This is a genomic window from Gilliamella sp. LMG 34361, assembly GCF_984569075.1.
Genome location: NZ_OZ474903.1, coordinates 1468516 through 1492737, shown reverse-complemented (window position 1 = coordinate 1492737; position 24222 = coordinate 1468516). Strand labels below are relative to the sequence as shown.

Here is a 24222-nt window from a genome sequence, read left to right as displayed (position 1 = left end):
CCTGCCGATTTTTTGTAATTAACAATAGTTAATCAATATAACAAATGTTTTACCCATAGTAACATAAATCGAGAAAATCCAAATGTTAGGTTAATTGATAATTACTGACATTATTAAGAATAACACAATGATATTTAATAATTATGAAGGAAAATGTGATGCACATAATTGTTTATCAATGAATTAATATTAATGCTTTGAGGATAGTAAAATGATGTTTAAAAAAGCCACAAATAAAAAAGTGGCTTTTTATATATAAGTCGATGTTTATTTCAACAAACTTTTCGCCTGTTCCACAACATTCTTAACAGTAAAGCCAAACTTAGCAAACAGTTGTTCTGCTGGGCCTGATTCACCGAAGCTTGTCATACCGATAATTTTACCGTTTAGACCAACATATTTATACCAGAAGTCACTAATGCCTGCTTCAATAGCTAAACGAGCCGTTACTGATGATGGTAATACTGATTCTTTATAGGCTTGATCTTGTTTATCAAATGCATCGGTTGATGGCATTGAAACCACTCTCACTTTTCTACCTGCTGCAGTTAGTTCATGATATGCAGCAACGGCAAGTTCAACTTCTGAACCGGTAGCAATAAGGATAAGTTCAGGTGTACCACTACAATCATTTAAGATATAACCACCACGATAAACATTGGCTAATTGCTGTTCAGTACGTTCTTGTTGTTTAAGATTTTGTCTTGAGAAGATAAGTGCGGTAGGACCATCTTTACGTTCAACCGCGTATTGCCAAGCAATAGCTGATTCAACTTGGTCACAAGGACGCCACGTACTTACATTTGGTGTCACACGTAAGCTTGCCATTTGTTCTACTGGTTGATGCGTTGGGCCATCTTCACCTAAACCAATTGAGTCATGGGTATAGACAAATAAAGAACGAATCTTCATTAACGCTGCCATACGGACTGCATTACGCGCATATTCCATAAACATCAAGAAAGTGGCGCCATAAGGAATAAAGCCACCATGTAGAGCAATACCATTCATAATAGCTGACATACCAAACTCACGTACACCATAGTGGATATAGTTACCAGCTGGATTTGCTAAAATTTCTTTAGAGCCTGACCACATGGTTAAATTACTTGGTGCTAAGTCAGCAGAACCACCTAAGAATTCAGTTAACACTGGCGCAAAAGCTTCAATCGCGTTTTGTGAGGCTTTACGAGTAGCAATAGTTGCCGGATTAGCTTGTAATTTATTAACAAAATCTTTAGCTGTTTGTTGCCAATTGCTTGGTAGATCACCATTAATACGGCGTTTAAATTCTTTGGCTAAATCTGGATAAGCTTTAGCATACGCATCAAAACGAGCATTCCATTCGTCTTCACGTTGTTTACCTTTAGCTCTTGCATCCCACGCGTCATAATACTCTTTTGGAATGTCAAACGCAGGATAAGACCAATCTAATGCTTTACGAGTTGCTTCAATTTCAGCATCACCAAGTGGCGCACCATGGCAATCATGACTTCCTGCTTTGTTTGGAGAACCAAAGCCGATAACTGTTTTACACATTAATAATGATGGTTTATCAGTCACTGCTTGTGCTTGTTCAACCGCTTGAGCTAATGCTTTCGCATCGTGTCCATCAATACCACGAATCACATGCCAACCATATGCTTCAAAACGTTTAGCAGTATCATCGGTAAACCAACCTTCGACTTCACCATCAATTGAAATACCATTATCATCATAAAAAGCAATCAGTTTGCCTAATTTAAGGGTACCGGCTAATGAACAAACTTCATGAGAAATGCCTTCCATCATACAACCATCACCCATAAATACGTAAGTATGGTGATCAACAATAGTATGGCCGGATTTATTAAATTGAGCAGCTAAAGTTCTTTCGGCAATTGCCATACCGACTGCATTAGCAATACCTTGGCCAAGTGGGCCTGTGGTAGTTTCAATACCAGGAAGATGACCGAATTCAGGGTGACCTGCGGTTTTAGAATTTAATTGACGAAAATTCTTTAAGTCATCAATCGTCACGTTATAGCCAGTCAAATGTAACAAGCTATAAATTAACATTGATGCATGACCATTAGATAAAATAAATCGATCGCGATCAGCCCAATTTGGATTGGTCGGGTTATGTTTTAAAAATCCACGCCAAAGCACCTCAGCCATATCTGCCATCCCCATCGGCGCACCTGGATGGCCTGATTTCGCTTTTTGCACGCCATCCATACTCAATGCTCTTATTGCATTTGCTAGTTCGCGGTGGGATAGTGTGGTTGCATTCATGATAATAATCTCCAAAAAATAAATTAATAATTCATTGATAGTCTGCAATTAGCAGACGAATAAAAACAGGTCAAATTAAAAAGGGGAACCATCTCCCCTTTTATTGATAATTTAAAGCAATGCGCCAATCATATCTTCAAGTTTGCCCTGATCGACTGCAAAGGCTCGAATACCTTCGGCTAGTTTTTCTACTGCCATTGCATCACTATTGTGTTGCCATCTAAACTCAGCTTCCGTCATCAATGCTGGACGCTCAACCACAGATTGGTTTGGATTTAATTTACGTTCAACTGACGAATTTGATTGTTGCATTTGTGCTAATAGATTAGGTGAAATAGTTAAACGGTCACAACCAGACAACGCTAAAATTTGGTCAACCTTACGGAAACTTGCGCCCATCACAATGGTTTTATAACCATGCTGCTTATAATAGTTATAAATATTACGAACTGAAACTACTCCCGGATCTTGATCTGCCACATACGGTTCAATTGGTTTCTTGGCCTGATACCAATCATAAATACGACCAACAAATGGCGAAATGAGAAACGCATTTACTTCAGCACATGCTCGCGCTTGAGCAAATGAAAACAATAAAGTTAAATTACAGTTAATACCTTCTTTCTCTAATACCTCTGCGGCTTTAATTCCTTCCCAAGTTGAAGCGATTTTAATTAAAATGCGCGATTTATCAATTCCTTTTTGTTTATATAGTTCAATAATTCTACGCGCTTTTTCAATACAACCTTGTATATCAAATGACAATCTAGCATCGACTTCGGTTGAAATACGACCAGGAACGGTTTTTAGAATTTCAGCACCGATATTCACTGCAACTTGATCACAGGCATTAACTAATTGTTGTTCTTTACTGCCACCAAGTTTCTTCGCAGTTTCAACAGCTGAATCAATTAAATTACGATATTGAGGAAGTTGAGCAGCTTTTAAAACAAGGGATGGATTAGTTGTTGCATCTTCTGGGGAAAACTGTTTAATCGAATCGATATCACCAGTATCGGCAACCACAACAGTTAATTTTTTAAATTCATCTAATTGACTCATACTTCTAATTCCTCTACTACATGTTTTTCAAACACAGTTATAATAACATTTATTAAACAATAAAACGACAGGATAAAGTCGTTTCAATTAAGGTTATATTTAGCAAAAATAGCATAAAAACAAAGTTAAATTAACGATCAGCAAACTTAAACAAGCTAAATTTGAAAGTAAAACATAGATCACCCATTACTTACTATATAAATTATCGTAATAATTAATACGATCTACTTTTTCGGTAGATCGACCACCTTCAAATTCTGATTCCAGCCACGCTTGAACCAGTTTTTTAGCCAATTCAACACCAATGACTCTTGCGCCCATCGTCATAATGTGAGCATCATTACTTTTTCTTGCTCGTTCTGCTGAAAATACATCATGGCATTGCGCTGCACGTATGCCAGGTACCTTATTTGCGGCGATTGCCATACCAATACCCGTACCGCAAACTAAGATACCCCTATCATGTTTTTTATCTTTAATCGCATAAGCAACTGCATTTGCCACATCAGGATATAACGAATTAACCGCTTGCTTATCACTACTATAATCAAACGTTTCAATACCTTGTTGTTTTAAATATGCCACAATACTATCTCTAAATTCAAATGCAGCATCATCTGCACCAATTGCTATAGGTTTCATATTTTCTCCTTCATCATCTCCCACAAGTGAACATAAGTTCATATTAATATCATTTGTTATTTTTCGGGTATAAATAAATTCATTTTTGTGACATAGATCTCGAAAAAAATAGTCAATGAAAAAATATATTGAACTTTTTACTGTTTAAAAAAGTAAACTAGGCAGAAACGGTGGCAAGAAATTTGATAAAAAGCGACGGAGTTTTATCAAAGGTTAAACATAAATACATTTGATACCCTAAAGTAATTTAACCCAGCCAACTTATTATTTAAGACGATAAAAAAGATAAATTACTGAATCCAAACGTAATTCGGATAAGCAGGTAAATTGCAACAAATACATGCCGAACACTGCTTACCGGCACAAGTTAATAAATCACTATCAACTACTTTAATCACACCTTTATTCACCCAAAAATTAAGCATCGGTTCAGCAGCGCTTTCAGCTAAACGAAAGTGACGACCCACATCTTGTAAATTGGCTCGCCCTTTTAACTGAACATAATCACGAATTGACGTTATTAACATATTAATTAAGGTATCTCACTACTCACAACAAGCTGATTGATTATATGACTTAGGTTTAGGAAGATGATATTGATTAAAGCATGGCAAACGTCCTAGTTTACGTAAAACAATAAACATCAGAATAACAAATAGTCCTATACCTGTTAACCAAAATGGTGCAGATGGCGATTGACCTAATAGACTAAATTGATAATAAACTGTTGCACATAACCAACCCATAATAAATGTCCAAACTGCCACAAACATCATCCATTTTAGGCCTGCTTCACGATAAATTGTGCCTAATGCTGCTGCGCAAGGAGTATAGAGCAAAATAAAAATAAGATAAGCAATAGCAGAAGTTGGAGTAACAAATGAACTGCTTATTTTAGATATCGTACTTAAATCAACGGACGATTCATTTTGCTCACATTTTGCATCTTGATTGACGCTAGATAATCCAAGAGGATCACCAATTGAGCTGACTAAATCAATAAGATGATCAGGAATAGTGGCAAATGCTGACTTAATCCCGTCATAAAATGAAAAATTTTCCTTCTCATGATAATCCATCGAATAGAGCGAATTTAACGTTGCAACAACGGATTCTTTAGCAAAAATGCCAGTAAATATACCAACAGTCGCAGGCCAATTTTGTTTATCGATTCCCATTGGAGTAAATGCAGGAGTAACTTTCTTACCGATAATTGACAACACCGAATCATTGGAATTTTCATGACTAAAAGAACCTTCAACACTCCATGAGTTTAATACACTCAGTACTGTCACCATCACTACAATTGCCTTCCCTGCTCGTAAAACAAAGCTCTTCAAACGTTGACTAGTTATTCGCAACATACTACGTAAAGTGGGAATACGATAGATTGGCATTTCCATAATAAATGGTGTTAACTCGCCTTTTAGTAAAGTATTTTTCAGAACAAATCCAGTCAACATCGCAACAAAAATACCTAGCAAATACAACATGAAAACGACAGCTGAAGCATAATTAGGAAAAAATATCACAGCAAATAACGCATAAACCGGTAAACGTGCACTGCATGACATAAAAGGAATTAAACAAATAGATAAAATGCGATCACGTGGACAATCTAATGTTCTTGTTCCCATAATTGCAGGTACACCACACCCAAATCCCATTAACATTGGCACAAAAGCTTTACCGGGTAGGCCGATACATCGCATAAAGCGATCAACAATCATTGCTGCACGAGCTAAATAACCAGAATCTTCCAAAAAAGACAAAACAAAAAACATCGCCGCAATCACAGGAATAAATGTCGACACTGTCGTGATACCATTCCCTAGTCCGTCAGCTAAAATGACCGTCAACCATGTCGGTGCATGTAACATATTTAAAAGATAAGCAAAACCATCAACAAAAATGGTGCTAAATATGCCATCAAAAAAATCAACAAAAACCGTACCAAAATTAATCGCAACTAAAAACATGGCATACATTGCCAATAAAAATAATGGAATACCGGTTATTCGTCCTAAAGCCAATTTATCTAATTTCTCAGTGATATTAATACTCGCCTCTCGCGGTTTATCGATCACCATTTTGCAAACAACGTCAATCGTATCGTAACGCGCACTAGCAAGAGCGACATCTATTTGATTATCGAAATTGATCGATAACAAACGACGACAAGTATCTAGCTTTTCGTTTTCGACTAAATCTAATGAAGAATCAGCACCATTAAGCAATGCTTCTATCAATTGCCAACGATTGAATTGATGAATCGCACTTGTCGCAGGTAACTCAGTTAAGTAACGATTAAAAATGGCTTGTGAATCCCAACTTAAGGTATCAATTGTTGGTGTAGCGGCTTTTAAATCCTGAGTGCTAATTTCGATTTGCTGATAAAACTGAGTTAATCCCATCTTTTGTGTCGATGAAATCGCCACAACCGGACAACCTAATACTTTAGCTAATCTGGTAATATTTAACTTCTCACCCATAGCTTGCAATGCGTCAACCATATTAAGCACAATTATCATCGGTACTTGCATATCAATTAACTGAAAAGTTAAATACAAACTACGTTGCAAATTAGTGGCATCAATAACATTAACTATCAGGCTATTCTTATCAGTTAACAAAAACTGACGTGTAATAAATTCATCTTGTGCGACGCCTGTGGGATCTGGCTCGATCGAATAAGTCCCCGGCAAATCCACAATATCATAATGTTGATTTTGATAATCAAACGTACCAGACTTGTGCTCTACCGTCACCCCTGGCCAATTACCAACACGCTGTTTTGAACCCGTTAATAAATTAAATAAGGTGGTTTTACCACAGTTGGGGTTACCAATTAAGGCAATTTTCATGCAGCTACCTCGACTTCAATGGCAGCAGCCTCATGACGGCGCAAACAAAGCAAAAAACCACGAAGGTTTATTTCAATTGGATCACCCAGTGGTGCGATTCGCATAACAGTTAACTTACATCCGGGCGTCAACCCCATGGCTAAAAGCTTACGACGAAAAGGTAACGAGTCAGGTAACAAACGTTTAACAACAGCCTCACGTCGCAAAGAAAGGTGATCTAGCGTAAATATAGACATCATACTTCCAATCAAATACAGTTGTATTTCAACAAATGGCGACATTTTAAAAGATAATCATTCGCATTTTTAGTAACTAACTGCGAACAAATCGCAAAAAACATCTAAAATAAGCGAAAATTATCGAATTTATAAAAATTAGATATATTTCTAATTAACATATAATTTGTTCGAGATTTCAGAAATTATTCCTTTATAAATTTTTTTGATCCTTTACATAGTTTGCTTATTTTTATGGCTTTCTTCGATTATTTATTGGGAAATATTACCTTCAAAAACCCTTTTCTTCAATTTTTTGAAATAAATATCTATTGATTATTCTATTTGTTATAAAACATTAACTACGCCAATTAACAAAGAATAATTAATTATTTATTAACCAACTTTTGAATATCATCCTAATGTTTATGAACTTAACCTATTTAGTTTCAAAGCTAATAAATATTGTGCTTAATAATTAATGACGCCATCTTAAATATTCAGCATATTTTTAAAATAATGAAAATCTTTAAAATAATGAAAATCCAAAATATATTTATCCATGGTAAGTTATAAACCATCTGCTTTTTAACTTGTGACGGTGTAGGAGAGATATTACCTTTTTGAGACCGATTATTATTTAGGATATTTAAGAAACGAAATTTTTAACTGTTTTTGTTAAAGTCAGTTTATCCGAAGATCTAAAGCTGACTGAATATCTATTTAACTGCTTCATTATTTGAATAACATCATTACATATTAATTTTAATAAACATTAGTAAAGTAAAAACCCTCGTTCAAGGGTTTTTAAATCATCGTTTAATCTTTCTTTATTTCAAATCGTTTATCGAAATCTTCATAAACTAATGTACTTCCATGTTTTGTAGCTGCCGAAACTGAAACATCTGAAAGTTTGAATGTTTGTGATTGACCTGCAATAAGTTGATACCATGAATAAGGTAGATAATTCTTATCATCAGCTAAAACGCCATGTACAACTATATCCTGATTTTTATCTAAATCATTTTTGATATTGATGCTAATAGATGGTTTGAAAGTTGAAAAAGAACTCTTTTCTTGTTGCTTGATTTTATCTCTTAAGTTTTCCGAAACTGATATAATCATTCCTCCACCAAATTCACCATTTCTTATCTGAATATCACCGCTTGAACTTCTACCACCAACGGTGATAGGAATCTCAAATAATGCTTTTGAGTCCATTTTTTCTTTATAACATTCAATATATTTTGATTCAGGGAACATATTAGCAATAGCTTCTTTAGCTTCTTCTACATCGGATGACTCTTTTCTTGAATCTCCATAAGAATTACATGCAGTAACTTCAACAATCAATTTTGATTGAACAGTTTTCGCAGTTTCGCTGTTGACATCACTTAAATTAATGGTCGGAGCAAGTTCAACTTTACAACCGGATAGTAAAGCAAGTGAGATTAAAGAGATGAGTACTTTTTTCATGTATTACTTCCTTTAATTAAATATAATTAGATATTAATTTATAATACTTTACACGAAAATAGACATAATCAAAAAGGAAAATAACCATTTTTTTTTGATGCAATTAATAAATTTGTTTTTCAAAGTTTATCAGCAAAGGTGAACAATGATTAAACTTGCAATAAATGGTACTAATTGGATAACTGAAAAGTTTATCGATGCCACATTGAAGTCCAACCAATATCAACTAGTTGCAGTATAATACCCTTAATCCTGAGTTTTCAAATAACTCTTTAATGGATATTGCGGTATACCCACTTAATTTTGGACTGAGGTTGTGGGGAAAACCAAATCAGTTTTATGCTACATCAAGTTTATTAGAATAGGGTGTGGATGCGCATGGTAGCGTGTTATGTAAATATAGAGATTTTGATATGATCATTTGGCATTCAAAGGTATCAAATTCTTACATTCCCAGCGAAATTCAAGGCGAAAATGGCGCATTGGTAATCGATCATCTTTCTGTTTGTGAGCAAGTCATCTATTACCCTTGCCAAGGTGAGAAACAATTTATTAATATAAAACACAATCAGATGTATTACCAGGCGCTTGAGTTTGCTAAGCTTTATCAACAACAAAAAATTGATAATAAAGGTTTAGAGCATACTTTAATCTCGTGATACATGTTAACTGAAATAAGGAAGCAAATCGGCGTACAATATCTCGCTGATGATTTTTAAGGAAAAATGAGATGAAAAAATTTACACTACTTTTAAGCGTCAGCCTGTTATTCAGTTTTTATTCCTATGCTGAGCCCAATGGCAACCCGGTGCAATATGATCAGCGTCAGCATTTCGAGAACTTTAACGATTTTTATCAGAGTTTGCCTCTTTTAACTATACCTTTTGACACCCATAATCTTGATAAAGGACAATATGTTGATAGCAAATTTTTTCACTTTGATAAGGGTGACTATCGTTACTATGACAAGCCATCCAATAACGAACAATTTTATTTTACTTTGCAGGATTTAACCGCTGTTGGTCGTTTTGAAATAGATAACACTCGGTTTGTTCTTTATCATTTTACTTTTGATAGTGAAGGCGAAGGCTTTCTTGAGGATTTATATATACTTAATGCATTTAATCAAGATGGTGAGTATTTAGACGAACTGATACTTTCGGCACATACCGGTCATGAAGATCATATATTTGACTATTCTACTTTAGTTTTCGACAATTTATTTAATGTGCATATCGCAGATCATTATGCGCTAATTTATATGATTGATGTGGTCGATAATGTTTACCATGCAGAATCCAACGCAAATATAACTTATCAATTTAGTGATAACCAATTTCAACGCAAGCAACAACACCCTAATTGTACAGAATTTAATCTAAACGGCTATTTAGCTAAACTCACTAAACAACAATTTGCCTATGCTGAAGATATTGTCGCATTTGACGATTATTTAACTTGTTACCCTATTTTTGAAAATCTAAAGATTTATAAAAAATTAGCATCTTATCTTGAAAACTCTCATCGCAACTTTTTAAGTTCGTATGAATTTAAAAAATTGAATAATGTACTTAAAACCATTAAACAAGATTAACAGTGACAAAGTATGAGAAAGGAGCTTAAAAAAACCCCTTTCCTCAATTTTTTTGCGTTTTCTAAAACGTTTATAAATTAATATGTTCAATATACCCTTTCACAATATTAACACTGTTAGTAAATAATTCTTTTTCGTTATCACTAAAATCAAGTTCAATGACTTTTTTAATACCATGTTGATCGAGGATCGCTGGGACACCAATGGCAACATTCCTATAACCATATTCACCATCTAATACACAGCTCAATGCTAATGCTCGGTGGCTATTTGTGAAGATATGCTGGCATATTTCAGTAATGGTGCTGGCAATGCCGTATTCAGTGCAGTGTTTGTATTTGGCAATTTCAAAGCCTTTGTTTTTGGCTTTTAGTCCGATGTCATTAAAATCAATTCTTTTATTTTCTAAATCGTTGAGGTTGATACCATAAACTGATGAGTGAGACCAAACTGGGAATTGCGAATCACCATGCTCGCCAACAATAAATGCATCAATACTTTGTGGGCCAATGTCCATTTGTTCACCTAATAATCGACGCAGGCGAACAGTATCGAGCCAAACGCCAGTGCCAATGACCCGATGACGAGGTAAACCAGATAATTTCCAGACTTGATATGTGATGGCATCACATGGGTTTGTGGCAATCAGGAATATTCCTTTAAATCCATTGTTCATCATGCTAGGAACAATACTAGCCATGATCTTAGAGGTACCAGCTAGTTCTTCGGCCCTACTTTTTTGCGCTAGTCCCGAAGTAACAGTAATAATAGCAATATCAATATCAGCACAGTCCGTTGATTCGCGCAAGCTAACCTTTATCATGTTTTGTCGATAGGCTGCGGCATCAAGTAAATCTTGCGCATGACCATAAGCTAGATCTTTATTAAGGTCGACTAATGCGATCTCTTCACAAAAACCACGATTTACCAATGTATAAGCTGTAGTTGAACCAACATTACCTACCCCAATAACCATCACTTTACGTAGTTTCATAATTAATCCTACCTATTTAAGTTGTCAAATTATAGATATTTCTAACAATGTCATTGATTATCTCTCATCATATACCTTTATCCAACGTAAATAACAATTGCCTAACTGTTCATATAAGTATCTATATAAATTTTCTAACAATCATTAATTATAATAATGTTGGCGAATACTTTTTGAGCGGTTAGTGTTTATATGTTAGACTTTTTTATTAATTAAGGAAAGAAGGAACAAATCAATGAAGAAAAGAGTACTTATAGGACTATCCCTAGCTACCCCCCTAGCAGTTAATGCTCTGAATTTACAAGGCAGCCAAACTTTCACTGATGAAATCAATATTCCAACAACACATAGTTTTGAAACTTTTGAGAATAAGATTACATCTGGCATAAATATAACTTCTGGAAGTAATACTATTTTTGAAAAAAACGTATCACTTAACCTCTCTAGAGATCAATTATCGGAAGATGATAATTTTCTTATTAGCGGAATTAAAGGATCAATATCACCGACTATAACGGCACCATCAACTACCATCTTTGAACAAGATCTCAATATCAAGATGAAAGGTGAAGATGTGTACGCAATATATTTAGCTGATAAAAATAGTACCGTAATAATTAATGGGAAAGCAAACTTGAGCGTTGATAGTAGATATTCTGATGATGATGAGACTATTTTCGTAACGGGCGGAAAACTTGTATTTAATGGTGAAACGCATATAGATAATAATTTTGATGCTATCTACTTAGCTGGAGAAGGAACAAATATAATATTTAATGGTGACTCATACATAAATGGTAACATTGAATCTTATGGAGATGCATTATTAGAAATCAAAAATAAATCCATAATAAAAGGCGATATATGGGCTGATTTTGGTGGAAAGATAATTCTTGATTTAGCTGCCGGATCTAAAATTGTTGGCAATGCCATAGCATTTGATCCCTCTGATGATATTGATTATTCTAATCAAGATACCACAGGAATCATAAAGATGAATCTGGCCAAAGGCTCTTCTTGGGAAATTATAGGCGATTACTCTTATATTACTGAACTATCAGGTCAAGGAAATATAACCTTCACTAGTTTTACAAGAAGTAATAACTTTGGTGAGCTAGTAATTGAGAATTTAAAAGGGGCTTCGACGTTTAATTTACGCACTGATATTGCCACCCAACAAAGTGATAAAATTATTATCTCAAAATCATCTGACACTAATCGAACTGTCTCAGCAGAAGGCATCCATACGATAAACTTAATCAATAATGGTTCTGCACAAACTACTGGTAATGAAAAGTTAACTTTAGTTGAAGTCGATGACAGTGCAACAAACACCGCTGAATTTAAAACTAATCATGATGTTGAGCTTGGTGGTTATCAATATAGTTTAAATAAAGATGGGAAAGATTATGTGCTAACTGCTAAGCCAATTACTTCATCAGCTATGGCCAGTGCTGGATTTCTAAATGCCAATTATTTAATGAACTATGTTGAAACTCAAACCCTTTTAAAACGTTTAGGTGATATGCGCACTAGTGGTGAATTTGGGGATGTTTGGTTACGAGGTTTTACTGGTAAGTTAGATTCGTTTTCTGGCGGTAAATTAAGCAAATTTGATATGAGTTACCATGGTTTCCAATTTGGTGCAGATAAACAGCTATCTGAAAATTCACCTTTGGTTATTGGGGCTTTTGTCGGGCAAACTTATGGCAATCCTGATTATAAAAATGGTGATGGGTCATTACGTTCATTTAACACCGGGATATATGCAACTTATTTAGATAACAGTGGTTTTTATATTGACAGTGTAGTCAAATATGATCGGCAAAAAAATCACTTTAAAGTTAAAGATACCGCTAATAATCGCATTCAAGGTACAGGACACTCTAATGGACTTGGCTTATCAATGGAATTAGGTCAAAAATTCAAAATTAATGATTTTTATGTTGAACCACAAACACAGTTATCATATAGTCATCAAAATGGTAACACGATTAATGCATCTAATGGGCTTAATGTTAAATTAGGCAACTACAATTCACTAATTGGCCGAGCATCAGCACTTTTGGGCTATGAATTTAATTCAGATCAAAATAGTATCAATATTTATGCTAAAACCGGTATCGTTAGAGAGTTTGATGGCGATACCTACTATAAACTAAATAACCATAAAGAAAGCCACTCATTCAAAGGTAATTGGTGGAATAATGGTGTTGGCATAAATGCTAATTTCAACCAAAAACATAATATCTATTTGGATTTAGAAAGTTCTCCGGGTAATAAATTTGATTTATTACAGGTTAATGGTGGCTACCGCTATTCTTTCTAATTTATGATTTTATTTAAATCTATTATATCAATCACACGCATATTAATTAAGCGTGTGATTTTTCAATAATCAGTAAATTAAATACTCAAGTGACTTTTAATCTAATATGATTTAAAAAATTAACATAAAAATTTTTTTAATAATTATTCAGCAACCATAATTACTAATATTAGTGACACCTTTCAATATGCTAGGCTGTTTTAGAGTATATAAAAAAGGAAATAGAAAAGGAAAAGGAAAGAGATGAAAAAGAAGAAATTAATTACATTATTATCACTAGCAATGCCATTAACGGTTAACGCTTTAAAATTACAAGGCACACAAACTTTTACTGATGAAGTCAATATTCCAATTACTCATGATTTTGAACGCTCTGGAACTGAAGTTATATCTGGTATAAGTATAACTCCTGGCAGTAACACCATTTTCAAAAAAAATGTCACAATAAATATATCAAGAGACGATATTCATAATATCGAAAGTGGTGTAAACATTGATGGTATTCGATCTTTGAATGATATAGGTCCTCAGTCATCTACCGTTTTTGATGGTGACCTCAACATTAGTGTAAAAGGGGAAAACATTGATGCTATTGCTTTATTCGATAAAAATTCAACAGTTGTTATTAATGGGAGAACAACCTTAACTGTTGATGATCCTGATGATTCCGAGGCTATTGTGGTATCAAAAGGAAATTTAATATTAAATGGTGAGTCATTTATTAACGGTGATATTTATTCTATTGATAATGGAACAGTTAAAATAAATAATAAATCGATAATAAATGGTGATATATTCACAAATTTTGGTGGTACAGTTATTTTAGACCTAGCTGCTGGCTCTAAAATTATCGGTGAGGTTTCAGCATTTGGTGATCCTGATGATCCCGACTACCCTGGTCAAGATACCACCGGAATTATAAAAATGAATCTCGCCAAAGGCTCTTCTTGGGAACTTGAGGGTTACGATTCTTATTTAACTGAACTATCAGGTCAAGGAAATATAACCTTCACTAGTTTTACAAGAAGTAATAACTTTGGTGAGCTAGTAATTGAGAATTTAAAAGGTGCTTCGACGTTTAATTTACGCACCGATATTGCCACTCAACAAAGTGATAAAATTATTATCTCAAAATCATCTGACACTAATCGAACTGTCTCAGCTGAAGGCACCCATACGATAAACTTAATCAATAATGGTTCTGCACAAACTACTGGTAATGAAAAGTTAACTCTAGTTGAAATCGATGACAGTGCGACAAACACCGCTGAATTTAAAACTAATCATGATGTTGAGCTTGGTGGTTATCAATATAGTTTAAATAAAGATGGGAAAGATTATGTGCTAACTGCTAAGCCGATTACTTCATCTGCTATGGCTAGTGCTGGTTTTCTTAATGCTAATTATTTAATGAATTATGTTGAAACTCAAACCCTTTTAAAACGCTTAGGTGATATGCGCACTAGTGGTAAATTTGGGGATGTTTGGTTACGAGGTTTTACTGGTAAATTAGATTCGTTTTCTGGCGGTAAATTAAGCAAATTTGATATGAGTTACCATGGTTTTCAATTTGGGGCTGATAAACAACTATCTGAAAGCTCACCATTTGTTATTGGGGCTTTTGTCGGGCAAACTTATGGCAATCCTGATTATAAAAATGGTGATGGGTCATTACGTTCATTTAACACTGGGATATATGCAACTTATTTAGATAACAGTGGTTTTTATATTGACAGTGTAGTCAAATATGATCGGCAAAAAAATAACTTTAAAGTTAAAGATACCGCTAATAATCGCATTCAAGGTACAGGGCATTCTAATGGGCTTGGCTTATCAATGGAATTAGGTCAAAAATTTAAAATTAATGATTTTTATGTCGAACCACAAACACAGTTATCATATAGTCATCAAAATGGTAACACGATTAATGCATCTAATGGGCTTAATGTTAAATTAGGCAACTACAATTCATTACTTGGTCGAGCATCTGCTCTATTTGGCTATGAATATAAATTAGATAAAAATAGCATTAATTTCTATGCTAAAACCGGTATCGTTAGAGAGTTTGATGGCGATACCTACTATAAACTAAATAACCATAAAGAAAGCTACTCATTCAAAGGTAATTGGTGGAATAATGGTGTTGGCATAAATGCTAATTTCAACCAAAAACATAATATCTATTTGGATTTAGAAAGTTCTCCGGGTAATAAATTTGATTTATTACAGGTTAATGGTGGCTACCGCTATTCTTTCTAATTTATGATTTTATTTAAATCTATTATATCAATCACACGCATATTAATTAAGCGTGTGATTTTTCAGTAATCAGTAAATTAAACACTCAAGTGACTTTTAATCTAATATGATTTAAAAAATTAACATAAAATTTTTTTAATAATTATTATTCAGCAATCATAATTACTAATATTAGTGACACCTTTCAATATGCTAGGCTGTTTTAAAGTATAAAAAAGGAAATAGAAAAGAAAAAGGAAAAGAGATGAAAAAAAAGAAATTAATTATATTATTATCCCTAGCAATGCCATTAACGGTTAACGCTTTAAAATTACAAGGCACACAAATTTTTACTGAAGAAGTAAATATTCCTGTAACGCATGATATAGAAAAAAATGGAGATTCTGTATATTCAAATATAGAAATCGAACCAGGGAGTAATACAGTATTTGAAAAAAATGTCACAATAAACATGTCAAGAGATGGTTTTTCATCAGTCAATGATGGAATAACAATTGATGGTCTTCGAGCTTTTATGACCAATGGGGTTTCTTCATCTACTGTTTTTAATGGCGATCTCAATATTAACATGAAAGGGGAGTATTTTGATGCTATTGGTTTACACGATGCTAATGCAACGGTTATTATTAACGGAAAAACAACCTTAACCGTTGATGCTCATAACGAAAGTGGAGCAATTACCATATTAGGATCAAACTTAACATTAAATGGTGAATCAAATATTAGTGGCGATATTTTTGTTACTAATAATGGAACCTTAAAAATAAATAATAAATCGATAATAAAAGGCGATATATTCACAGAATTTGGTGGTACAGTTATATTAGACCTAGCTGATGGTTCTAAAATTGTCGGTGAGGTTTCAGCATTTGGTGATCCAGATGATCCCGACTACCCTGGTCAAGATACCACCGGAATTATAAAAATGAATCTCGCCAAAGGTTCTTCTTGGGAACTTGAGGGTTACGATTCTTATTTAACTGAACTATCAGGTCAAGGAAATATAACCTTCACTAGTTTTACAAGAAGTAATAACTTTGGTGAGCTAGTAATTGAGAATTTAAAAGGTGCTTCGACGTTTAATTTACGCACCGATATTGCCACCCAACAAAGTGATAAAATTATTATCTCAAAATCATCTGACACTAATCGAACTGTCTCAGCTGAAGGCACCCATACGATAAACTTAATCAATAATGGTTCTGCACAAACTACTGGTAATGAAAAGTTAACTCTAGTTGAAATCGATGACAGTGCGACAAACACCGCTGAATTTAAAACTAATCATGATGTTGAGCTTGGTGGTTATCAATATAGTTTAAATAAAGATGGGAAAGATTATGTGCTAACTGCTAAGCCGATTACTTCATCTGCTATGGCTAGTGCTGGTTTTCTTAATGCTAATTATTTAATGAATTATGTTGAAACTCAAACCCTTTTAAAACGTTTAGGTGATATGCGCACTAGTGGTAAGTTTGGGGATGTTTGGTTGCGAGGTTTTACTGGTAAATTAGATTCATTTTCTGGCGGTAAATTAAGCAAATTTGATATGAGTTACCATGGTTTTCAATTTGGTGCAGATAAACAACTATCTGAAAGCTCACCATTTGTTATTGGGGCTTTTGTCGGGCAAACTTATGGTAATCCGGATTATCGTAATGGTGATGGTTCATTACGTTCATTTAACACCGGGATATATGCAACTTATTTAGATAACAATGGTTTTTATATTGACAGTGTAGTCAAATATGATCGGCAAAAAAATCACTTTAAAGTTAAAGATACCGCTAATAATCGCATTCAAGGTACAGGGCATTCTAATGGGCTTGGCTTATCAATGGAATTAGGTCAAAAATTCAAAATTAATGATTTTTATGTCGAACCACAAACACAGTTATCATATAGTCATCAAAATGGTAACACGATTAATGCATCTAATGGGCTTAATGTTAAATTAGGCAACTACAATTCATTACTTGGTCGAGCATCTGCTCTATTTGGCTATGAATATAAATTAGATAAAAATAGCATTAATTTCTATGCTAAAACCGGTATCGTTAGAGAGTTTGATGGCGATACCTACTATAAACTAAATAACCATAAAGAAAGCCACTCATTTAAAGGTAATTGGTGGAATAATGGTGTTGGCATAAATGCTAATTTCAACCAAAAACATAATATCTATTTGGATTTAGAAAGTTCTCCGGGTAATAAATTTGATTTATTACAGGTTAATGGTGGCTACCGCTATTCTTTCTAATTTATGATTTTATTTAAATCTATTATATCAATCACACGCATATTAATTAAGCGTGTGATTTTTCAATAATCAGTAAATTAAATACTCAAGTGACTTTTAATCTAATATGATTTAAAAAATTAACATAAAAATTTTTTTAATAATTATTCAGCAACCATAATTACTAATATTAGTGACACCTTTCAATATGCTAGGCTGTTTTAGAGTATATAAAAAAGGAAATAGAAAAGGAAAAGGAAAGAGATGAAAAAGAAGAAATTAATTACATTATTATCACTAGCAATGCCATTAACGGTTAACGCTTTAAAATTACAAGGCACACAAACTTTTACTGATGAAGTCAATATTCCGGAAACACATAATTTCGAGATTTTTAGAGATCATGTTACATCGGGAATAAATATAACTTCTGGAAGTAATACTGTTTTTGAAAAAGATGTTAGCATAATTATGTCCAGAGATGATTTACGTAATCTTGATGATAATTTAAACATTTCAGGTATTATCGCATTTTCACCGTGGTCTCCAATAGGAGAATCATTTGTTGTATTTAATGGAGATCTTAACATTAAAATGAACGGCGAGAAAATGAATGCTATTTCTTTATTAGATACAAATGTCAACTTGACTGTTAATGGAAAAGCAAATTTAAAATCTAAAAGTAGCGAAGACGATGAGACTATTTTTATTATGGGAGGAAGTAGTATCACATTTAATGATGAAACACATATAGATAGTGATATTGATGCTATTCTTCTATCAGGAACTGGTTCAAATGTGATATTAAATGGTGAATCTTATATCAATGGTAATCTTATTATTAATAGCGGTGCATTATTAGAAATCAAAAATAAATCCATTATAAAAGGCGATATATGGACTGAGTATGGTGGTAAGGTAATTCTAGATTTAGCTGCTGGCTCTAAAATTGTCGGTGAGGTTTCAGCATTTGGTGATCCAGATGATCCCGACTACCCTGGTCAAGATACCACCGGAATTATAAAAATGAATCTCGCCAAAGGTTCTTCTTGGGAACTTGAGGGTTACGATTCTTATTTAACTGAACTATCAGGTCAAGGAAATATAACCTTCACTAGTTTTACAAGAAGTAATAACTTTGGTGAGCTAGTAATTGAGAATTTAAAAGGTGCTTCGACGTTTAATTTACGCACCGATATTGCCACCCAACAAAGTGATAAAATTATTATCTCAAAATCATCTGACACTAATCGAACTGTCTCAGCTGAAGGCACCCATACGATAAACTTAATCAATAATGGTTCTGCACAAACTACTGGTAATGAAAAGTTAACTTTAGTTGAAGTCGATGACAGTGCAACAAATACCGCTGAATTTAAAACTAATCATGATGTTGAGCTTGGTGGTTATCAATATAGTTTAAATAAAGATGGGAAAGATTATGTGCTAACTGCTAAGCCGATTACTACATCTGCTATGGCTAGTGCTGGTTTTCTTAATGCTAATTATTTAATGAATTATGTTGAAACTCAAACCCTTTTAAAACGTTTAGGTGATATGCGCACTAGTGGTAAGTTTGGGGATGTTTGGTTACGAGGTTTTACTGGTAAATTAGATTCGTTTTCTGGCGGTAAATTAAGCAAATTTGATATGAGTTACCATGGTTTTCAATTTGGGGCAGATAAACAACTATCTGAAAGCTCACCATTTGTTATTGGGGCTTTTGTCGGGCAAACTTATGGCAATCCGGATTATCGTAATGGTGATGGTTCATTACGTTCATTTAACACCGGGATATATGCAACTTATTTAGATAACAGTGGTTTTTATATTGACAGTGTAGTCAAATATGATCGGCAAAAAAATAACTTTAAAGTTAAAGATACCGCTAATAATCGCATTCAAGGTACAGGGCATTCTAATGGGCTTGGCTTATCAATGGAATTAGGTCAAAAATTCAAAATTAATGATTTTTATGTCGAACCACAAACACAATTCTCTTACAGTCATCAAAATGGTAATTCAATTAATGCATCGAATGGACTTAAAGTTAAATTAGGTAATTACAATTCACTAATTGGCCGAGCATCAGCACTTTTGGGCTATGAATTTAATTCAGATCAAAATAGTATCAATATTTATGCTAAAACCGGTATCGTTAGAGAGTTTGATGGCGATACCTACTATAAACTAAATAACCATAAAGAAAGCCACTCATTCAAAGGTAATTGGTGGAATAATGGTGTTGGCATAAATGCTAATTTCAACCAAAAACATAATATCTATTTGGATTTAGAAAGTTCTCCGGGTAATAAATTTGATTTATTACAGGTTAATGGTGGCTACCGCTATTCTTTCTAATACATGAGTTTATTTAAATCTGTTATTTCAATCACACGCTATTAATTAAGCGTGTGACTTTTTCAATTATCATTAAGTTTAACACTACATTAACTATCATTCTAATAGATTTATCTATCTACGCTTTTTTGTATCTTTATTAACATTAATAGAATTAGTTATAAAAAATAATTTGACTTTCATTAATTAAATGATAATAATTCTCATTAACATTTAAAATGTAATTTTAAATTTTTAATTACTGTGGAGTGATCTAGAAAGGGATTTCATCATTTCTGATCGTTTTAACTATGGTTTATTTTCTGTTCCCGATTAAGTTCAGGCAGATAGTATACAATAAGGATCCATCAATGAAATTCAATTTTTTTAAAAGCCGTAAAACGTTATTAAATGCGATTTTAACTTCGCTATTGATTTTGACCGGGTTAGCTAATTCAGCATCGGCTGATGAGAAAAAATTTAAAGTGGTTACCACATTTACTGTTATTCAAGATATTGCTCAAAATGTAGCTGGTGATGCAGCAGTTGTTGAATCAATTACTAAAGTAGGCGCTGAAATTCATGAGTACGATCCTACTCCACAAGATATTACTAAAGCTCTTTCTGCTGATTTAGTGCTTTGGAATGGTTTAAACTTGGAACTTTGGTTTAAACGTTTTTTTGAGGATATTAAGGATGTCCCTTCAGTTGTAGTCACAGAAGGAATTGATCCAATGCCAATTCAAGAAGGTAGTTATAAAGGTAATCCCAATCCACATGCATGGATGTCACCAACCCTTGCTTTGACTTATGTTGAAAATATTCGTGCCGCTTTGGTTAAATATGATCCGAAAAATGCTGAGATTTATAATAAGAATGCCGCACAATATGTGGCGAAAATTAAAGCACTTGATGCTCCACTACGTGAGCGTTTAGCGAAGATCCCCGAATCACAACGTTGGTTAGTCACTAGTGAGGGGGCATTTAGTTATTTAGCCCGTGATTATAATCTTAAAGAAGCATATCTATGGCCAATTAATGCCGAGCAACAAGGTACACCTAAGCAAGTTAAAAATCTTATTGATTTAGTCCGAACTAATAATATCCCTGTGTTATTTAGTGAGAGTACCATTTCTGATAAACCCGCAAAGCAAGTTAGTAAAGAAACTGGTGCTAAATATGGTGGTGTACTTTATGTCGATTCACTCTCTACCAAAGATGGCCCTGTTCCAACTTATATCGATTTACTAAAAGTAACGGTTGAAACAATCGCTAAAGGATTCGAAAAATAATGACGCAAATTTGCTTAAATGTTGATGATATTACTGTGACTTATAATAATGGTCACACTGCGATTCATGATGCTAGTTTTCGGTTAAATGGTGGCACAATTTGTGCACTAGTTGGCGTTAATGGTAGTGGAAAATCGACACTATTTAAAAGCATTATGGGAATGATAAAACCAACTAAAGGTCAGGTGACATTTAATAATATTTCGGTAAAACAGGCATTGAAGCAAAATATTATTGCCTATGTTCCACAAACTGAGGAAGTCGATTGGGATTTTCCGGTTTTGGTATCGGATGTGGTGATGATGGGACGCTATGGTCATATGTCTTTTTTGCGAATACCAAGCAAAGAGGACAAAAGACAAGTCGATTTGGCGCTAGAACGGGTCAATATGTTGGATTTTAAACACCGCCAGATTGGTCAACTTTCTGGCGGTCAAAAAAAGCGTGTATTTTTAGCACGAGCTTTGGCTCAACAAGGTAAGGTTTTGTTGTTAGATGAGCCATTTACCGGCGTCGATGTTAAAACAGAAAATGCCATTATCGATCTGCTTAAAGATCTACGAGATGAAGGTCATTTGATTTTAGTTTCCACCCATAATTTAGGTAGTGTGCCTGAATTTTGTGATCAAGTGGTATTAATTAACCAAACAGTGTTAGCTTTTGGCGAAACCCAAACCACCTTTACACCACAAAATCTAATGACAACGTTTGGTGGTGCACTACGTTATTTAAGTTTATCTGGCGAACAATTGCACCAAGATGAAGATCCTCGCAAGATGTCAATTTTAACCGATGATGAGCGTGCCGCAGTATTTTATGGTGAAGGCAGTGATAATTCTGCTCATCAGGATTTACTTGTCGAACCAACGGTTATTGAAACTAAAGGGCAACACTAATGGAACTACTTCTTGAACCATTTACCTATGGCTTTATGTTAAAAGCCATTTGGGTAAGTAGTATTGTTGGTGCCGCATGTGCATTTTTATCGGCATTTTTAATGTTAAAAGGTTGGTCACTAATGGGCGATGCCCTTTCGCACTCTGTCGTGCCGGGTGTGGCTGGCGCTTATGCACTTGGTTTGCCTTATTCGGTCGGCGCTTTTTTTACTGGATTGTTAGCTGCCTTGTCAATAACGATTGTACGAGCTTTTACTCGCTTAAAAGAAGATGCCATTATTGGGTTTATCTTTTCAACCTTTTTTGCTATTGGACTTTTAATTATTTCCCTAAACCCAACCTCCATTAATGCTCAAACCATTATTTTCGGTAACATTTTGGGAATTGATGATAGTGATATGTGGCAAGTGCAAATCATTATTTTGGTTTCGTTTATTTTGCTTCTCTTTTTCTGGAAAGATCTGTTAGTGGTATTTTTTGATGAAACCCATGCACGCTCCATCGGCTTAAGACCACTAGCGTTAAAGATCCTATTTTTTACCATTCTAAGTGCCTGTACTGTGGCAGCATTACAAACCGTCGGGGCAATCTTAGTTATTGCGATGGTGGTAACCCCAGGCGCAACCGCTTACCTACTTACCGATAGGTTTTCACGGTTGTTAATTATTTCGGTAATCATTGGCGCGCTAACCAGTGCCATTGGCGCTTGGATCAGTTACTTTTTAAATGGCGAAACCGGTGGCGTGATAGTGACACTACAAACATTAGTCTTTTTAACCGCTTTCTTATTTGCACCTAAACAAGGTTTGCTTTCGAACCGGCGCCGAATTAGACAAGCAAAACAAGGGGGAGCAGTATGACCGTATTATGGGAACTTATCTATCATCCCTTAACCATTCCTTTTGTTCAACGGGCTATTTTGGCCGCTTTAGCTACCGGGATTGTTTGTGCACTACTGTCGTGCTTTTTAGTATTGAAAGGCTGGTCATTGATGGGTGATGCTATTTCTCACGCCGTATTACCAGGAATTGTACTCGCTTATTTGGCAGGTATCCCACTGATAATAGGTGCGTTTACTTCCGGATTATTTTGTTCCGTCGCTACCGGATACATTAAGGAAAATAGTCGAATAAAAGAGGATACCGTAATGGGAATTGTCTTTTCTGGGATGTTTGCCTTTGGTTTGGTACTATTTTCTAAAGTTGAAACATCGCAGCATTTGAATCATATTTTATTTGGTAGCGTATTAGGAACAAGTTATCAAGAATTAATACAAATCATCGCCATTGCGAGCATTGTTTCGATTTTAGTTATTATTAAACGCCGCGATATGATGTTGTACTGTTTTGATGCTGTGCAAGCGAAAGTTGTTGGTTTACCAGTTAAATTATTACATTATGGCTTATTGGGTATTTTAGCATTAACCATTGTTGGCTCACTAAAAGCTGCGGGTGTTATCTTGGTTATTGCAATGCTTATCGCCCCAGGTATTACTGCATTTTTATTAACCAAACGTTTTGAGAAGATGTTAATGATTGCGGTGATTGTATCAGCATTTTCGACGGTAACCGGTACATTAATTAGTTTTCATTTAGATGCCTCAACTAGTGCTTGTATTGTAATATTGCAGGCATTTATCTTTGTTATGGCTCAGTTTTATCGAGTCTATATTAATCATAAAGTAAGACATTAATTGCGCTAGTGTAAATGTTGTGCGTTATTCTACATTTACACTAGTTATTATGA

General features: G+C 34.3%; 18 protein-coding genes. 10 read left to right on the top strand and 8 right to left on the bottom strand.

Features of this window, described 5'->3' with window-relative positions; genetic code table 11:
- Positions 1 to 267 precede the first annotated feature (267 nt).
- The 7 genes from tkt to AC5LXI_RS07085 all read right to left on the bottom strand — a co-directional run bounded on the left by tkt (position 268) and on the right by AC5LXI_RS07085 (position 8533).
- The gene (gene tkt, locus AC5LXI_RS07115; protein WP_493444163.1) at positions 268 to 2274 is read right to left on the bottom strand and encodes a transketolase; all 2007 of its coding nucleotides are present in this window, start codon (positions 2272 to 2274) and stop codon (positions 268 to 270) included.
- A gap of 111 nt (positions 2275 to 2385) precedes the next feature.
- On the bottom strand, positions 2386 to 3336 hold the full coding sequence (gene tal / locus AC5LXI_RS07110; RefSeq protein ID WP_493444162.1) for a transaldolase: 951 nt from the start codon (positions 3334 to 3336) through the stop codon (positions 2386 to 2388).
- 186 nt (positions 3337 to 3522) lie between these two features.
- Positions 3523 to 3978, bottom strand: coding sequence for a ribose 5-phosphate isomerase B (gene rpiB, locus AC5LXI_RS07105; RefSeq protein WP_493444161.1), 456 nt, complete (start codon positions 3976 to 3978; stop codon positions 3523 to 3525).
- 290 nt (positions 3979 to 4268) lie between these two features.
- Positions 4269 to 4505: a FeoC-like transcriptional regulator gene (locus tag AC5LXI_RS07100; protein ID WP_493444160.1), complete on the bottom strand. Its 237-nt coding sequence runs from the start codon at positions 4503 to 4505 to the stop codon at positions 4269 to 4271.
- A gap of 18 nt (positions 4506 to 4523) precedes the next feature.
- Positions 4524 to 6842: a Fe(2+) transporter permease subunit FeoB gene (gene feoB, locus AC5LXI_RS07095; RefSeq protein WP_493444159.1), complete on the bottom strand. Its 2319-nt coding sequence runs from the start codon at positions 6840 to 6842 to the stop codon at positions 4524 to 4526.
- Positions 6839 to 7078: a FeoA family protein gene (locus tag AC5LXI_RS07090; RefSeq protein WP_493444158.1), complete on the bottom strand. Its 240-nt coding sequence runs from the start codon at positions 7076 to 7078 to the stop codon at positions 6839 to 6841. The genes feoB and AC5LXI_RS07090 overlap by 4 nt, the downstream gene beginning before the upstream one ends.
- Positions 7079 to 7876: 798 nt before the next feature.
- Positions 7877 to 8533 carry a DUF7424 family protein gene (locus AC5LXI_RS07085; protein ID WP_493444157.1) on the bottom strand — a complete coding sequence of 219 codons (657 nt, stop codon included), beginning with the start codon at positions 8531 to 8533 and terminating at the stop codon, positions 7877 to 7879.
- 413 nt (positions 8534 to 8946) lie between these two features.
- Between AC5LXI_RS07085 and AC5LXI_RS07080 the strand changes: the two genes are divergently transcribed.
- Positions 8947 to 9192: a hypothetical protein gene (locus AC5LXI_RS07080; RefSeq protein ID WP_493444156.1), complete on the top strand. Its 246-nt coding sequence runs from the start codon at positions 8947 to 8949 to the stop codon at positions 9190 to 9192.
- Between the two features lie 71 nt (positions 9193 to 9263).
- Positions 9264 to 10127: a hypothetical protein gene (locus AC5LXI_RS07075; RefSeq protein ID WP_493444155.1), complete on the top strand. Its 864-nt coding sequence runs from the start codon at positions 9264 to 9266 to the stop codon at positions 10125 to 10127.
- Between the two features lie 70 nt (positions 10128 to 10197).
- On the opposite strand, the gene AC5LXI_RS07070 is transcribed toward AC5LXI_RS07075, so the two are convergent.
- A complete protein-coding gene (locus AC5LXI_RS07070) occupies positions 10198 to 11121 on the bottom strand; it encodes an L-lactate dehydrogenase (protein ID WP_493444154.1) in 924 nt (307 codons plus the stop codon).
- Positions 11122 to 11356: 235 nt separating this feature from the next.
- Between AC5LXI_RS07070 and AC5LXI_RS07065 the strand changes: the two genes are divergently transcribed.
- The 8 genes from AC5LXI_RS07065 to AC5LXI_RS07030 all read left to right on the top strand — a co-directional run bounded on the left by AC5LXI_RS07065 (position 11357) and on the right by AC5LXI_RS07030 (position 24169).
- Positions 11357 to 13450, top strand: a complete 2094-nt coding sequence (locus AC5LXI_RS07065) for an autotransporter outer membrane beta-barrel domain-containing protein (protein ID WP_493444153.1) — start codon at positions 11357 to 11359, stop codon at positions 13448 to 13450.
- Between the two features lie 243 nt (positions 13451 to 13693).
- Positions 13694 to 15709 carry an autotransporter outer membrane beta-barrel domain-containing protein gene (locus tag AC5LXI_RS07060; RefSeq protein ID WP_493444152.1) on the top strand — a complete coding sequence of 672 codons (2016 nt, stop codon included), beginning with the start codon at positions 13694 to 13696 and terminating at the stop codon, positions 15707 to 15709.
- A gap of 244 nt (positions 15710 to 15953) precedes the next feature.
- Positions 15954 to 17969, top strand: a complete 2016-nt coding sequence (locus tag AC5LXI_RS07055) for an autotransporter outer membrane beta-barrel domain-containing protein (RefSeq protein ID WP_493444151.1) — start codon at positions 15954 to 15956, stop codon at positions 17967 to 17969.
- 243 nt (positions 17970 to 18212) lie between these two features.
- On the top strand, positions 18213 to 20309 hold the full coding sequence (locus tag AC5LXI_RS07050; RefSeq protein ID WP_493444150.1) for an autotransporter outer membrane beta-barrel domain-containing protein: 2097 nt from the start codon (positions 18213 to 18215) through the stop codon (positions 20307 to 20309).
- Between the two features lie 350 nt (positions 20310 to 20659).
- The gene (locus AC5LXI_RS07045; RefSeq protein ID WP_493444149.1) at positions 20660 to 21580 is read left to right on the top strand and encodes a metal ABC transporter substrate-binding protein; all 921 of its coding nucleotides are present in this window, start codon (positions 20660 to 20662) and stop codon (positions 21578 to 21580) included.
- Positions 21580 to 22476 (top strand): manganese/iron ABC transporter ATP-binding protein, encoded by an 897-nt coding sequence (locus AC5LXI_RS07040; RefSeq protein WP_493444148.1) that lies wholly within the window; start codon positions 21580 to 21582, stop codon positions 22474 to 22476. Before AC5LXI_RS07045 ends, AC5LXI_RS07040 begins: the two co-directional genes overlap by 1 nt.
- Positions 22476 to 23336, top strand: a complete 861-nt coding sequence (locus tag AC5LXI_RS07035) for a metal ABC transporter permease (RefSeq protein ID WP_493444147.1) — start codon at positions 22476 to 22478, stop codon at positions 23334 to 23336. The genes AC5LXI_RS07040 and AC5LXI_RS07035 overlap by 1 nt, the downstream gene beginning before the upstream one ends.
- A complete protein-coding gene (locus AC5LXI_RS07030; RefSeq protein WP_493444146.1) occupies positions 23333 to 24169 on the top strand; it encodes a metal ABC transporter permease in 837 nt (278 codons plus the stop codon). Before AC5LXI_RS07035 ends, AC5LXI_RS07030 begins: the two co-directional genes overlap by 4 nt.
- Positions 24170 to 24222 lie beyond the last annotated feature (53 nt).